The sequence below is a fragment of the Chryseobacterium limigenitum genome, assembly GCF_900114875.1.
GTDB lineage: Bacteria > Bacteroidota > Bacteroidia > Flavobacteriales > Weeksellaceae > Chryseobacterium > Chryseobacterium limigenitum.
This window is the reverse complement of the sequence record NZ_FPKW01000006.1, coordinates 121,997-135,403: the sequence shown is the minus strand read 5'-3', so window position 1 is coordinate 135,403 and position 13,407 is coordinate 121,997. Positions and strand designations below refer to the sequence as shown.

14 protein-coding genes are annotated in these 13,407 nt (G+C 35.2%); 6 read left to right on the top strand and 8 right to left on the bottom strand.

The window, feature by feature from the left end; all coding sequences use genetic code 11:
• Nucleotides 1-22: 22 nt before the first annotated feature.
• Nucleotides 23-673 carry a response regulator transcription factor gene (locus BT156_RS09895; protein ID WP_228430076.1) on the top strand — a complete coding sequence of 217 codons (651 nt, stop codon included), beginning with the start codon at nucleotides 23-25 and terminating at the stop codon, nucleotides 671-673.
• A 215-nt stretch (nucleotides 674-888) separates the two neighbouring features.
• Here BT156_RS09895 and BT156_RS09890 read toward each other — a convergent pair whose 3' ends face one another.
• The 6 genes from BT156_RS09890 to BT156_RS09865 all read right to left on the bottom strand — a co-directional run bounded on the left by BT156_RS09890 (nucleotide 889) and on the right by BT156_RS09865 (nucleotide 6,365).
• Nucleotides 889-2,400 carry a carboxypeptidase-like regulatory domain-containing protein gene (locus BT156_RS09890; protein ID WP_072409654.1) on the bottom strand — a complete coding sequence of 504 codons (1,512 nt, stop codon included), beginning with the start codon at nucleotides 2,398-2,400 and terminating at the stop codon, nucleotides 889-891.
• 11 nt (nucleotides 2,401-2,411) lie between these two features.
• A complete protein-coding gene (locus BT156_RS09885) occupies nucleotides 2,412-3,776 on the bottom strand; it encodes a CsgG/HfaB family protein (RefSeq protein WP_072409653.1) in 1,365 nt (454 codons plus the stop codon).
• Nucleotides 3,777-3,809: 33 nt separating this feature from the next.
• Nucleotides 3,810-4,220 carry a curli assembly protein CsgF gene (locus tag BT156_RS09880; protein WP_072409652.1) on the bottom strand — a complete coding sequence of 137 codons (411 nt, stop codon included), beginning with the start codon at nucleotides 4,218-4,220 and terminating at the stop codon, nucleotides 3,810-3,812.
• A gap of 11 nt (nucleotides 4,221-4,231) precedes the next feature.
• Nucleotides 4,232-4,963: a curli production assembly/transport protein CsgE gene (locus tag BT156_RS09875; protein ID WP_228430073.1), complete on the bottom strand. Its 732-nt coding sequence runs from the start codon at nucleotides 4,961-4,963 to the stop codon at nucleotides 4,232-4,234.
• A gap of 7 nt (nucleotides 4,964-4,970) precedes the next feature.
• Complete coding sequence (locus BT156_RS09870; protein ID WP_072409649.1) at nucleotides 4,971-5,369, bottom strand: hypothetical protein; 399 nt, start codon at nucleotides 5,367-5,369, stop codon at nucleotides 4,971-4,973.
• A gap of 177 nt (nucleotides 5,370-5,546) precedes the next feature.
• Complete coding sequence (locus BT156_RS09865; protein ID WP_072409647.1) at nucleotides 5,547-6,365, bottom strand: hypothetical protein; 819 nt, start codon at nucleotides 6,363-6,365, stop codon at nucleotides 5,547-5,549.
• A 285-nt stretch (nucleotides 6,366-6,650) separates the two neighbouring features.
• Here BT156_RS09865 and BT156_RS09860 point away from each other — a divergent pair, with 285 nt between their 5' ends.
• Genes BT156_RS09860 through BT156_RS09845 form a run of 4 tightly spaced genes read left to right on the top strand, consistent with a single transcriptional unit; the run spans nucleotide 6,651 to nucleotide 9,907 of the window.
• The gene (locus BT156_RS09860) at nucleotides 6,651-7,280 is read left to right on the top strand and encodes an NUDIX hydrolase (RefSeq protein ID WP_072409645.1); all 630 of its coding nucleotides are present in this window, start codon (nucleotides 6,651-6,653) and stop codon (nucleotides 7,278-7,280) included.
• A 27-nt stretch (nucleotides 7,281-7,307) separates the two neighbouring features.
• Entirely contained in the window at nucleotides 7,308-8,114 is an 807-nt protein-coding gene (locus BT156_RS09855) for a lysophospholipid acyltransferase family protein (protein ID WP_072409643.1), read from the top strand.
• Between the two features lie 12 nt (nucleotides 8,115-8,126).
• Entirely contained in the window at nucleotides 8,127-8,564 is a 438-nt protein-coding gene (locus BT156_RS09850; RefSeq protein WP_072409641.1) for a hypothetical protein, read from the top strand.
• Nucleotides 8,565-8,569: 5 nt separating this feature from the next.
• A complete protein-coding gene (locus BT156_RS09845; RefSeq protein ID WP_072409639.1) occupies nucleotides 8,570-9,907 on the top strand; it encodes a UDP-N-acetylmuramate--L-alanine ligase in 1,338 nt (445 codons plus the stop codon).
• A gap of 51 nt (nucleotides 9,908-9,958) precedes the next feature.
• On the opposite strand, the gene BT156_RS09840 is transcribed toward BT156_RS09845, so the two are convergent.
• Both BT156_RS09840 and BT156_RS09835 read right to left on the bottom strand, forming a co-directional pair.
• Nucleotides 9,959-10,405: a lipocalin family protein gene (locus BT156_RS09840; protein WP_072409637.1), complete on the bottom strand. Its 447-nt coding sequence runs from the start codon at nucleotides 10,403-10,405 to the stop codon at nucleotides 9,959-9,961.
• A 156-nt stretch (nucleotides 10,406-10,561) separates the two neighbouring features.
• A complete protein-coding gene (locus tag BT156_RS09835; protein WP_072409635.1) occupies nucleotides 10,562-11,437 on the bottom strand; it encodes an aldo/keto reductase in 876 nt (291 codons plus the stop codon).
• 239 nt (nucleotides 11,438-11,676) lie between these two features.
• Here BT156_RS09835 and BT156_RS09830 point away from each other — a divergent pair, with 239 nt between their 5' ends.
• Complete coding sequence (locus BT156_RS09830; protein WP_072409633.1) at nucleotides 11,677-13,272, top strand: T9SS type A sorting domain-containing protein; 1,596 nt, start codon at nucleotides 11,677-11,679, stop codon at nucleotides 13,270-13,272.
• Nucleotides 13,273-13,407 lie beyond the last annotated feature (135 nt).

Genomic DNA, 13,407 nt, shown 5'->3' with positions numbered 1-13,407 from the left:
TTTTATATAAACAAAACTAACCATGATGAAGCCCAGATTAACCATTTTTGATGAGCCGGTGTTATATACTGAAGGTTTATCAAAATTATTGATTCAAAGTAAGATTTTTAATACTATTGATGTATTCAATTGCTACGAAGCACTATCAATACAATTAAAAAAGGAACCACCCGAGTTTCTCATGATAAGTTCAAACATGCTTACGCTTACAGAACTTTATAAATCTGTAGAAAGCATAACCTCAGAAAATAAAAACATAAAAATTATCATTATTGGCAACAGCTATGATATTATAGATATAAGAAAGCTTTTCAATAAAGGAATTAAAAGCTACCTGGATAAAAACAGCAGATATGATGAGTTTATAAAATCTATCCAGGCTCTTCTGCTTAACGAAATTTATATTTGTGATCACGCAAAAGACAGAATGATTAATTTCATCAGCAGTGAGCAGGCTCAGAAAAGACTTCACATCAAGGATCCTCTTACAAGACGCGAAATGGAAATTTTAAAACTCATTTGCGACGGACTCAGCAGTAAAGATATCTGCGAAAAACTTTTCATCAGTATCAATACTGTAGAAACGCACCGCAAAAGAATTCTCCTTAAACTCAACGTAAAAAACTCCGTTGGAGTCGTAAAATACGCACTAGAAAATCATATGATCGACTGATCATTAACCAAAACTAATTAACCAGAAATTCCAAACCTTACGGGGTTTGGAATTTTTTAATATTTGAAAAAAATCTAAGCATTAATAAGTGAATGGTGAATTTTGCTTCGCAAGTCAATAATTGTGAATAGTGAATTGTCAATTTTTAAAATTCAGCATTCACTTGCGAAGCAAAATTCACTATTCACTATTCACTATTCACTATTCATTAGTCGTTACTCATAGTCCGGCATTTCAGCATTACTGAAAAGAGCAGTTCTTACAAGATCTGTCATAGAACTGCTCAGATCAATAGTCATAACATTTTTCTGAGAAACGTTATCATTAGAAGTATTCATGAAAATAACTTGTGCATTATTGGGCGAAAATCTAGGATCAAGATCGTTTGTTCCTAATGGTTTATCGCTTTCGGTAGAAATATCGATTGTTGTATTTGTTGTTAGATTATAGATGAAAATTCGCGAATCAAGCTGGCGGTAATTTCCGCTTCCGTCCTGATAGGCAGAAACATCTTTTGTGTAAAGCAACAATTGTCCGTCAACGGAGAAATTCAGTCCTCCGGCTGCTCCGGCAACTCCGGTAAGAATGGTTTTCACCACACTTCCGACCATATCAACAATATAAATTTTGACATTATACCCGTTAAAATCATTGGTTTTTAGGGCAATTTTACTGCCGTCATAGCTCCAGTCGCATTCTGAGATCATGCTTCCGTCGGGAGTCGTGTAGATGAGCGTCAGTCCGCTTCCGTCTTTATTAATTTTATATAATTTATTAAAGTTTGAATAAATAAGCTCCTGCCCGTTTGTACTCCATGAAAAATCCATTTCAAAATTATTAAAACCCGCTACAGGAACTGATGTTACTTTAAATAAATTGGAACCATCAGGATTTGCTGTGTAAAGATGTGCGCTTCCGCCTTCTGTCCTTAAAAAAGCTATTAATCCGGCATTATTATTTTTCCGTGGTCGCCAGCTGTTGTAGGACGAATTGGTAAATTGGAAATTATTTCCAGAAGCGTCACTTGAGACAATCACTAAATTTCCGTTTTGTTTCTGAACATAATGATAACGGTTAGACGGAACGGTGTTGGTGGTAAATTTACTGATTGAACTTAAAACTGGCTGGTGAATGCCGTCCGAAACAGACACCTGCCAGAAGTAACTTACACCAAACTTCAAATTTGAAAGCGAATAATGCTTCGCCGTCAAATCATTAACCTGAATCACGTTAGTGTCAAGATTATTTTTAATTGTTAAACTATATTTCAAAACATCCGCCGTATCGGGATCGGTGGCGTTCCATGTCAATTCCACACTCAAAGGCTGGTTCACCGCGTTGTCTACCGGACTTAGCAACACAGGTGTTGTGGGTGGAGAATTTAATGATTCGTCATCGTCCATTTCAAAAACTACGGTTACGACCTGATTCTGGTTTTGCACATTAACTGCCTGAAAATTGGTAAGATAACCGGACAATTCTGCTTTCACAGAATAATTTCCCACAGGCATACTTGCTATTTCAAAAGAACCATCTGTTCCGCTGAACACGGTCTGCGTTGTTGGTGCTGTGAAGATCTTCACATTGGCAATAGGTTCGTTGGTTCCTCTTTTCACCACTTTTCCTTTTAAAACCCCTGTCTGAGCCTGATCTACAAGTTCTTCGTTACAGGAAAATAAACAAACAGAAAAGATGATTATGCTGATTAATTGTATTAAAGTTTTCATAGTTTATGTTTTTATTTGTTACCAATGTAAAAGTTGATTCCCAACGCAAATCGCATCGCCTGATCTTTCCTTTTACCATTTACCAAACCTTCCCAATTATCTTTAAAACCCAAATCATATTGCGCTGAAGCTCTTACAGCAACGTTTTTATCAATCAGATACTCTAATCCGCCTCCTGCCTGGCCTTTGTAATTAGGTTTAAACTCAGAATACATAGCTCCAAGACCGCCATAGATGTAGGGCGTAAATTTATATTTGGGGAAAACTAAAAATTCGAGATTAACTTCGGGAACGAAATAATTTCTTTTAAGAATATTTTGATTTTCCAACGTGAAATAACTGCCGTTAACCTCAACATTGAAACTTGGACTTATAAAATATTTAAAGCCTAATTTTCCGCCAATATTCATTTTAGGATTAATGTAGTCATCTTTAATTTTTTGACCTTCAGCCTGAGCAAAAACCGAAAATTTCCCTCTTTGGTTATCCGGAAACTTATTTCCGATGGCTCTGTTTTGGTTTTGATCCTGTTCTCTGTTATAATTATCGATTAAAGCTTGATAATCTACTGTATTATCAACTGCTTTCCCCCATATTTTATCTCTGATGCCTTCAACAATCAAAGATTTTACCGATTTTTCGATGGCTTCAGATACGGCAAGCTGAACGGGTTCGTTTTGTGTCATTCCAACCTCAGCTTCCAATAATCTTTCAGTATCAATATATCTGAAAAAACTTCCGTTGACGCTTGTTGAAAGAATGGTTTTTGAAGTGTAAACTGTTTTTAAAATTTCTCCATTCAACGTAGAAACAGCTCGAAGATAAATCGTAATTCTGTCTTGTCGGTATTGAGTTGAAGCTCCGATTCCGAAATATCTGGCGCCCAATCCTCCCGTCATAATATTGCTGTCATAGGAAATCACTCCGCCCTCCAGAAGAATTCCGGCGTACAAAAGTGGCGGTAAAGCCTGGCTGTTTTTTTCGGCATCTTTTAAATATTCCTGTCTTGTGGATCTGATGATCTGTCTTTCGTTCAAAAGATTGGCAATATTTTCCCTTTCGATCGGGATAAACCATTTGCTGTCTTCCAAAGCTTTAATTAAAATAGTGGTGGTACCCTGTGGAACGGCGGTGCTCCAGTTATTTCCGTTTTCAGAAGGCTTGTACTGCCCTGTCTGATCCCTGAATTTATAAACACCGATAACAATTTTCTCTTTAGGCAAAGGTAAATTTTTCAATTCTGCGGTGTAAGAAGTATTCTCTCCCATCGTAGATTTTTCGGGATTGGACGGCAATCCGAATAACGAGCTGCACGCCTGTACGACACACAACATGACGGCACAGAAAAAAATTCTGGTGTAAGTGTAAGCTCTCATGGTAAGTTTGGTTTTTTAATTACTTTTTTTATTCTATTTTGGAATTACGATCTCGGACTGATCGCCAGTGCTGGTATCCAAAATATTTATTAAAAGTCCTTGAGCGGTAGTTGTAACCTGTAAGTACATAGACCCAAAAAGATAATTTCCGGGTTGAATACTTCCGTCTCCGAACTGATCTTCAAACAATTTTCTGGACAATTCACTCAAAACCTGTCGGTTTAAACTTTGACTGAAACTGTCAACAGAATTCAAATTTCCCAGCAAATCGCTGTAATCATTTTTTTGATCAAATTGATTCTGGGCATTTGCTGAACTTAAAAGCCATTGATAATTAAATGTATCTCCCCCAAATGCAGGATTTACCGGCTTGTAGACGAGTTGCTGAGACTTCCCGAGGAAAATCCCTGCAAAAAAGGTCAAAATAAGTATTAAAGTTTTCATGGCGGACGTTTTTAGTATATAAATTCATTTTTTATAAGGTTTTTCTTTGCATTAAATTCTTTTATGTATTTTAAACTGTTAGTTAATTGCTCTTTAAGATAATCTTCACTTGGATTAGTCATAAAACTGTAGACTACTTTATCATCAATTTCGATATTGATTTGTCCGTTGGTTCCACGACCGGGAAGTTCGGAGATCGTGATGGCAGAATTGCTTTTATCAGGAAGCTGACTGTATTGAAGGTAAAAAAAATCATAAAAATCTTTTCCTACTTTGCTTTTGGTTTCATCGATCGTTAACCCTTTTAATTCAAAAACAACATCTTCTTCTACTTTACTCACTTTCTTTTTAAATGAATCATTATTAAGCTCAAGGCTGTCTTTGGCTACTAATTTTTGAGTTTCTTCATCTTTTATATAAAGAAAAACTTTTAAAGCATCTTTTTTTTCAAGATTAACATTAATCTCAGATAATACTTTGGTTTCATTCGGATTAATAGAAAATTTTCCGCTTTGCTGATTGTTTGAAAGGTTTCCGCCACTTCCTTTTTTAATGGAAACCAAAAGATAATTAAGTTCTTTATAGATTGTAGTAGAATTGGTAACTACACCTTTTAGATTGATTTGCCCCTCCATTATTTTACTCTCAATTTTTGCATTGATTTTTTTATCTTCCTGTCCGCTTATCGAAACAGACAGGAAAATAAAAGAACACAAAATCAAAGAATAAAATTTTTTCATCATTCGGTTTTTAATAGTTTCTCATGAAAATCGTTTTATTATCTCCTTTCACCTGTATCTGAAGGCCATCTGAAATACTGTTGCTTCCTGTAACATCAATAATATTGTTGTTTCCCTGCGTTGTAATAGCTGTCTTGGTTTCAGTATCAGTAAATGAATTATTAAAATAAAGACTGTTGTAATCTCCCAATTGTTTGACAGAAATATTGGTTTTGGCATTAAGAAAAAGCTCAGCATTATTAGCATCCCCCATCTGAATGATATTGGAATAAGACATCATCTGATCAGGATTCTGCCCGGCAATAACGTTAAGAACAGTATTGCTGTCTATGCGATCCCAATCGATCTGCTGTGACTTCACAGACAAGAAAATGAGAAGTGCGAATACACTCCACCCCAATTTAAACATGGTATTAATTTTTATTAAAGTTACTGGATTACAGCGTTCTATAAAACACACCTATCCGTTACAGTTGAAAAATCACGGTTTATGGTTACGTTTTAAAATCATTGAAAATTTTTAAACAAAAAAAAGGAGAAGCCGCAGCCTCTCCCATGTTGATTAAGATTTTGTAATGTACTTTCCTTAATTTGATTGATTAACCATGATTGTATTATTATTTCCTACCTGAGCTCCTAAATGGATGTTAGAATCACCACTTTGGCTTATTGAAGCGAAGTTGTTGTCTCCCATTTGAAGATCGATAGCTGTATTGTTATCTCCATCCTGTTGTTGATACAATTGGTTATCAGAACCCCATTGTAATCCCATTGCTGTGTTATCGCTACCTTCTTGAACAGAAACTGCAACGTTATCATCACCTACTTGGCCATGCATTGCAACGTTATCATTTCCATCTTGGTATTGTATAAGAATATTTCCGTCTCCAACCTGTACTCCAGTAGCTTCATTTCTTCTGCCTAACTGTACTTGAAGAGTTGTGTTGTCATCTCCAAGCTGAGTAGAAGAAGCCTCGTTTCTTCTGCCACTCTGAAGTTGATAAGCAAAGTTATCGTTACCCAACTGAATTGAAGAAGCTTCATTCCTTCTTCCTACCTGAGTTTGTTCCGTAGTGTTCATTAAACCTACCTGCCATGTTGTAGCAGAGTTTCTGTTTCCTGTTTGGCTCACTTCATTTGAGTTTCCAAGTCCCAGTTGATCTACGTCTATTGAGTTTCTGTTTCCGATACTTTCTGCTGTATTGGTATTGAAGGCTCCAACCTGATCTATATCGGCCGTATTACGATTACCATCCTGATTCAGAGTATTCATATTTACTAAACCTGTTTGGTTTACGGTAGCAACGTTCCAGTTTCCGGTTTGAGTTGTTACATCAACATTTGCCTGTGCAAAAGTAAAACCCATGGCCATTAGTGTAAACACACCTGTTATAAAGTTTTTCATTTTAATAAAATTAATTGGTTAATAGTCAGACAAAGGTAGATTCTAAAGTAATCGGACGAACCACTATAAAAGGGCAAATTTTCAAAATCACTAATTACAGTACTCTTTGTAACCGTTTACAGTTTATTGACCATCACCATAAGTAATTACGTAGAAATACGGGGATTGTTTCATTTGAAATTATTACTCATTACCAATTATTAATTACCTGTTTTTTCGTCCTTTTATCATTAATTAACATTTTTGCCTCTTCTTTTCTTCAGTATATATTGCTAAATTTGAGCTATGGAAAATTTTGGAAAAGATTTATTACGAAAAATAAAAAGTGTTGAACTACCCGGAGAACATGCTCATGGTGTTTTTTCACCTCCTTCACGTCCTGTTTTTACATATGATGAAGTATTAGCCAAGAATCCAAAATTCGCTGCCGTAAATATTATTTTGTATATTAAAGACGATGAGTGGTATTTTCCATTAATATTAAGAACCGAGAACGAAAGAGACAGACATAGCGGACAAATATCCTTACCAGGCGGAAAACGCGAGGAAATGGACAAAGATTTTGCAGAAACAGCCGTTCGCGAAACTTCTGAAGAAATAGGCATTGAAAAACATTATGTAAGAATCATACGAGAAATGTCTCCCATCTACATTCCGCCAAGTAATTTCTACGTTTATCCGTATATCTCTTATACCAAAAAAGATCCGGAATTTATTTTACAACATACCGAGGTGGTAGAAACCATTGAATTCCCCATCACTTCTTTCCTAAATCTTCCCGATAAGCCTGAAATAATGGCTTTACCAAGCGCGGGAGGACATGAAGTCCCGGTCATCAATTTCAACGGATACATCATCTGGGGAGCTACAGCAATGATATTAAGTGAATTCAGCCAATTGTTGAAAAAAATGTAACTTTGCACGACTGTGTTTAATTAAGAGATGGCGAAGAAAAATATTTTCACCGATGCATTCGGAACTCCTTATTTTCTAAAAAGGTTTATCATTTTTATTTTAGGAATTGTCTCTTACAGAAGATTCAATGGCTTTAATAAACTAAAAATTACTGGTACAGAACACCTTGTGGATCTTCCGGATTCCAATGTGCTTTTTGTATGTAACCATCAGACTTATTTCGCAGACGTGGCAGCAATGTATCACGCTTTCTGTGCTGTAAACAACGGATATTTAGACACTATAAAAAATCCGATCTATCTGCTTAATCCAAAGATCGATTTTTACTACGTCGCCGCCGAAGAAACCATGAATAAAGGTATTCTTCCAAAAATTTTTAAAATTGCAGGCGCTGTAACCGTAAAAAGAACCTGGAGAGCTGAAGGCCAGAATGTCAACAGAATGGTAGATCTTACAGAGGTTGATAATATTATGAAAGCCTTAGACAACGGCTGGGTAGCTACTTTCCCTCAAGGTACTACATCCGCTTTTGCGCAAGGAAGAAGAGGTACGGCAAAACTGATTAAAAATCAGCGTCCTATCGTGATTCCTATTAAAATTAACGGATTCCGAAGAGCGTTTGATAAAAAAGGTCTCCGCGTAAAGGTAACAGGCGTAAAACCTACCATGGAGTTTAAAGCACCTCTCGATATCGATTACGATAACGAAAAAGCACCGGAAATTTTGTTGAAAATAATGACTGCCATTGAGCAGACAGAAGATTTCAATGTACTACACAATTATGATGAAGAACTTAAAGCTAAAAAATTAGAACAAAAGGACTCAGATAATTAAAGTAGATTAAATATGAAAAGAATAATAGGGATCTTATTCGCAATCATAGTATTAGTTTCATGTAACAGCCAAAAAGTATATTCGGATTTTGACATAAGTTATTCTAAAAGCGGCGGTTTTGCCCCGATTTATGAGAATCTGCTTATCAAAGAAAACAATGCGCATTACTCTTTTGAGGGACAGGGAAAAAAGATTAAACAAGATTTTAAAATCACCAACGAGGATCTAAAAAAGTTAGATAACATTCTTTCTCAAAACAATTTTAGAAGAATACAGGAAGACCGTAAAAAATTATACGACAATGTAACGACTTCTATCAATGTTAAAAAAGGTCCTAATGAAGGCAGTAAAACAGATGCAAGTCTGGTAATGCCGAATTATAAAACAAACTGGAACAACATTTTAAATGCTTTCCAGGAGATCATTAATAACAATGTTAAAAAACAGTAAATAAATTGAAGACCCATTTCATTGCTATCGGCGGAAGTGCCATGCATAATCTTGCTATTGCGTTAAAAGACAAAGGATATCAGGTGACAGGTTCAGATGATGCTATTTTTGAACCATCAAGATCAAGGCTTGAGAAGAAAGGAATTCTTCCTCAGGAATTGGGATGGTTTCCGGAAAAAGTAACGTCTGATATTGATGCCGTAATTCTTGGAATGCACGCTCATCAGGACAATCCTGAATTGGCAAAAGCGAAAGAACTGGGTTTAAAAATATACTCGTATCCGGAGTTTCTTTACGAACAGTCTAAAACCAAAACCAGAGTTGTTATTGCAGGTTCTCACGGGAAAACGACAATTACTTCAATGATTCTTCATGTTTTAAATTTTCATCAGAAAGATGTTGATTACATGGTGGGAGCGCAATTGGAAGGTTTCGACTGTATGGTAAAACTGACTCAGGATAATGATTTTATGGTATTGGAAGGTGATGAATACCTTTCCTCTCCTATCGATTTACGTTCAAAATTTTTACTCTATCAGCCCAATATCGCTTTAATGAGCGGAATTGCATGGGATCATATCAATGTTTTCAAAACATTTGATGATTATATCGAGCAGTTCAGAAGATTTGTTGCAAGCATTACTCCGGGTGGAGTTTTAGTGTATAATGAAGAAGATGCAGAGGTTGTAAAAGTAGTAGAAGCAGCTGAAAATTATTTCAGAAAAATACCTTACAAAACGCCTGAATACGAGATCAACAACGGAAAAGTGTATTTAAAAACCGAAATGGGAGATATTCCGCTTTCTGTTTTTGGAGCGCACAATCTATTAAACCTTGAAGGAGCAAGACATATCTGCCACACTTTGGGAATTATGGATGAAGATTTCTATGATGCGATTATGAGTTTCAAAGGAGCTTCAAAACGTCTTGAAAAAGTAGAAAGAGAAGATAAAGGAACGCTTTACAAAGACTTTGCACACGCGCCAAGCAAGGTAAAAGCTGCTGTAAAAGCTTTCTGTGAGCAATTTAAAAATGAGAAAAAATATGGTTTTCTTGAACTTCATACCTATTCAAGCTTAAATCCTGTATTTTTAGAGCAATATGACCACGCTATGGACGGATTGGAGGAAGCAATTGTTTTCTATTCCGAAGATGCTTTAAAAATCAAAAGAATGGATCCGATTTCACCAGATCTGATCAAAGAAAAATTTAAAAATGAAAATCTAAAAGTATTTACCAATGCTGAAGAACTTCACGCATACTGGGAAACTTTAGATAAAACCAATGGTGTTTTCCTGATGATGAGTTCGGGGAATTTTGGTGGTTTAGATTTAACAAAATAATAATTTTTACATAAAAATAAACTCCTTTCGATTTGAAAGGAGTTTTTTATTTTAATTGATTTTTTTATAAAAACGTCTTAGTATATCCTTGGTACCGTCTCCGTCAAAATCCTGAGTCCGGTCTTCCATAACCATATCGGTTAAAGTAAGCTGAGTCACGAAATAAGGATAATTTTCCTCACCTTCAAACCAGAATTTACCATTTCCTTTATCGAATGTGTATTTCCTTGCTACAGAATCTGTTTTTTCGCATGTATTATTGTTTTGGGCATAAGAAATCGAGAAAACGTGTGAAGAAGTAAATTCATGTGTGCTCATTTTTTGGCAATCGGTTGAGAAAGAAATCTGAATCTGTTGATTTGACGATCGATATATCTCAGATTTTTCAATGTACCATTCTCCGATAATTGAAGCTTTATTGCCGGAATTCTGAACCTCATCATCACTACTACAGGAAACAATCGAAAATAAGATAAATGGAAAAAATAATTTTTTCATAATTAATTTTAAAGTCACAAAAATAAATTAATTTTAATTAAATACTTTCTGCTTAAATACTGAATTTTATTAGCGTAATATCATTTTCTCTATTTCCTTTCCAAGTTAATTCTCCTCTTGAATTAATAAATCTGGGGAAAAAATATTTTAAAATCGTTAAATATCCGCAACAGAATTCAACATCTTTTCCTCCCATTCCGGATCTTTTGGATCAAAAAATATTCTTTTGTTAGTGTCCAGAGAACGAACAGTATTCATTTCGTCTTCAGTTAATTCAAAATTAAAAACATTGAAATTTTCTTCAATTCTTGATGGCGTCACAGATTTAGGAATCGCACAGAAACCTTCCTGCAAATGCCATCTTAAAATAACCTGAGCAACCGTTTTGCTATGTTTTTCAGCAATTGATTTTAAAGATTCGTTATTCAACAATTCAGCATTTCCGTTTCCAAGAGGACTCCAAGGTTGAGTAACAATATTATTTTCTCTGTTATAAACCTGTAACTCTTTTTGTTGGAAAATTGGATGTAACTCGATCTGGTTAACCACAGGAAGAATGCTTGAATTAGCTTTTAATTCTTCCAGTTTTTCAACCGTAAAATTACAAACACCGATTGCTTTTATTTTTCCTTCATGATACAATTCTTCTAACGCTTTCCAAGCTCCTGTAAAATCCGAATAAGGCCAGTGAATAAGGTACATATCCAGATAATCCAGCTGCAATCTGTCTAATGTTCTCTGAAATGCACTTTTCGCTTTGTCATAAGTAGTATCCTGAACCCAAAGTTTTGAAGTAATAAACAATTCTTCTCTGTTTACTCCGCTGTTTTTAATAGCGTTTCCGACTCCAATTTCGTTTTGATAAATAGAAGCCGTGTCGATCATTCTGTATCCCGTTTGGATAGCCTTGATCACCGTATATTCACACACTTTTTGATCATCAATCTGCCAGACACCAAAGCCTAAGGCTGGAATGTCAACTCCATTATTTAATGTAATCACAGGTTGTCCTGCATATGTTTTCTTTTGCATACTATTTTGTTTATTTTTTTCTAAAGTCAAACAAATTTCCGATAAAAAATTGAAATTCTGCTTACCAATTTTACTTTAGATTTTAATTTTTACTAAATATTTTACCTGCTATAATTCTTATTTTGCATTTTAAAATATGATTTCAAAAGCAAAATTGAATATTAAAAATTATAAAATATGAGTATTTATTCCTTTACAAATTATACTTTTGCATCTTTAAATTAAAATAAACTAAAATCATGAAATTCAATTACAAGAAAATGGTACCTTTTATAGGTATTCTTTGTTCAAATGCTATTACTGCACAAGCTCCGGCCATAGAATGGCAAAAATCTTTAGGAGGAACAAACCCCGATAGAGCACACACTATCATTCAAACAGCCGATGGAGGGTATATGATTAGCGGAGCATCTAATTCAAACAATGGGAATGTAACAGGAAATCACGGAAATCAGGATTACTGGCTTGCAAAATTAAATGCAACAGGAAATCTTCAATGGCAAAAATCTTTAGGAGGAACAGGAACTGACTATGGAAGTTCTATCATACAAACTGCTGATGGCGGATATGTGGTTGCCGGAACCTCTGATTCAAACAACGGAAATGTAACAGGAAATCATGGACTTACAGATGGCTGGGTTCTAAAATTAAATTCTGATGCAGGAATTATTTATTGGCAAAAATCTTTCGGAGGAACAAATTATGATGTTATCAATCAAATGATTCCTACGACAGATGGTGGATATATATTTGCAGGAAATTCTTCTTCAAACAATGGCGATGTAACGGGAAATAACGGTTATGTAGATTATTGGATCGTAAAAATAAATGCTGATGGAAATCTTCAATGGAAAAAATCTTTAGGAGGAACAGGAGATGACAGGGCTATTTCTATTGTTCAAACTAGCGATGGTGGATATGCTGTTGCCGGATATGCTGAAAATAACAATGGAGATGTAACAGGAAATCATGGTGGAAAAGATTATTGGATTCTAAAATTAAATACTGATGGAGGCGTTATTTTTTGGAAAAAATCTTTAGGAGGATCACATCAGGATTTAGCATATTCTATTAAACAAACTTCAGATGGTGGTTATATTGTAGCTGGTAACGCTTTTTCTAATGATGGAGATGTAACGGGAAATCATGATGGAACAGATGCTTGGATCGTAAAATTAAATTCTGATGGAAACCTTCAATGGCAGAAAGCTTTAGGAGGAACTAAGGTAGATGACGCTTCTTCTATCATTCAAACCGCTGATGGTGGGTATTTGGCCGTAGGAAGCACGACTTCAAATGATGGTCAGGTAACAGGATATCATACCCCTTCAAGTACAGGTCCTGGCGAAGCACCTCTTTCTTATGATTATTGGGCTGTAAAACTAAGCGCTACAGGAAGTATTCAATGGCAAAAGTGCTTAGGAGGATCAGGAAGCGATGAGGCTAGCTCTGTTATTCAAACTGCAGATGGCGGTTATGTCATTGCCGGAAGTTCAAATTCAACCAATGGAGATGTAAGTGGAAATCATGGAGATTATGATATTTGGGTCGTAAAACTTGCTCAAGATAATCTGGCCACTAATGAGGTTGTGAAAGATGCCACAACAGTTAATGTGTTCCCTAATCCGGCAAAAGATAATATTACTTTAAAGCTTGATTATTTTACACCATCTATGGAGGTTACGATTACTGATATGCTAGGGAAAACCATCCATACTCAAAAATTAGAAGGGCTAACAACAAAAATAAATACCGGAAGCCTTGAAAAGGGTATTTATTTTTTAAACCTAATGGGAGGTAAAGAAAATATCAGCAAAAAATTCATTAAAGAATAATTTATACTAGAAATAATTTGTTTACAATAGACCCCGTACTTCGTGTGCGGGGTTTCTTTACATATTAATTCCCAAAATATGGTTTCTAATTCTTTACTTCTGTAAAAATTTCATCCAATGTCACATCCAATAAAA

What these genes read in the sequence shown, in the direction of transcription:
- BT156_RS09865 (WP_072409647.1), bottom strand. Translation starts at nt 6,365, where the DNA reads ATGAAAAACTTTATAACAGGTGTGTTTACACTAATGGCCATGGGTTTT.
- BT156_RS09835 (WP_072409635.1), bottom strand. Translation starts at nt 11,437, where the DNA reads ATGCAAAAGAAAACATATGCAGGACAACCTGTGATTACATTAAATAAT.
- BT156_RS09895 (WP_228430076.1), top strand. Translation starts at nt 23, where the DNA reads ATGATGAAGCCCAGATTAACCATTTTTGATGAGCCGGTGTTATATACT.
- BT156_RS09840 (WP_072409637.1), bottom strand. Translation starts at nt 10,405, where the DNA reads ATGAAAAAATTATTTTTTCCATTTATCTTATTTTCGATTGTTTCCTGT.
- BT156_RS09830 (WP_072409633.1), top strand. Translation starts at nt 11,677, where the DNA reads ATGAAATTCAATTACAAGAAAATGGTACCTTTTATAGGTATTCTTTGT.
- BT156_RS09870 (WP_072409649.1), bottom strand. Translation starts at nt 5,369, where the DNA reads ATGTTTAAATTGGGGTGGAGTGTATTCGCACTTCTCATTTTCTTGTCT.
- BT156_RS09885 (WP_072409653.1), bottom strand. Translation starts at nt 3,776, where the DNA reads ATGAGAGCTTACACTTACACCAGAATTTTTTTCTGTGCCGTCATGTTG.
- BT156_RS09855 (WP_072409643.1), top strand. Translation starts at nt 7,308, where the DNA reads ATGGCGAAGAAAAATATTTTCACCGATGCATTCGGAACTCCTTATTTT.
- BT156_RS09880 (WP_072409652.1), bottom strand. Translation starts at nt 4,220, where the DNA reads ATGAAAACTTTAATACTTATTTTGACCTTTTTTGCAGGGATTTTCCTC.
- BT156_RS09860 (WP_072409645.1), top strand. Translation starts at nt 6,651, where the DNA reads ATGGAAAATTTTGGAAAAGATTTATTACGAAAAATAAAAAGTGTTGAA.
- BT156_RS09850 (WP_072409641.1), top strand. Translation starts at nt 8,127, where the DNA reads ATGAAAAGAATAATAGGGATCTTATTCGCAATCATAGTATTAGTTTCA.
- BT156_RS09875 (WP_228430073.1), bottom strand. Translation starts at nt 4,963, where the DNA reads ATGATGAAAAAATTTTATTCTTTGATTTTGTGTTCTTTTATTTTCCTG.
- BT156_RS09890 (WP_072409654.1), bottom strand. Translation starts at nt 2,400, where the DNA reads ATGAAAACTTTAATACAATTAATCAGCATAATCATCTTTTCTGTTTGT.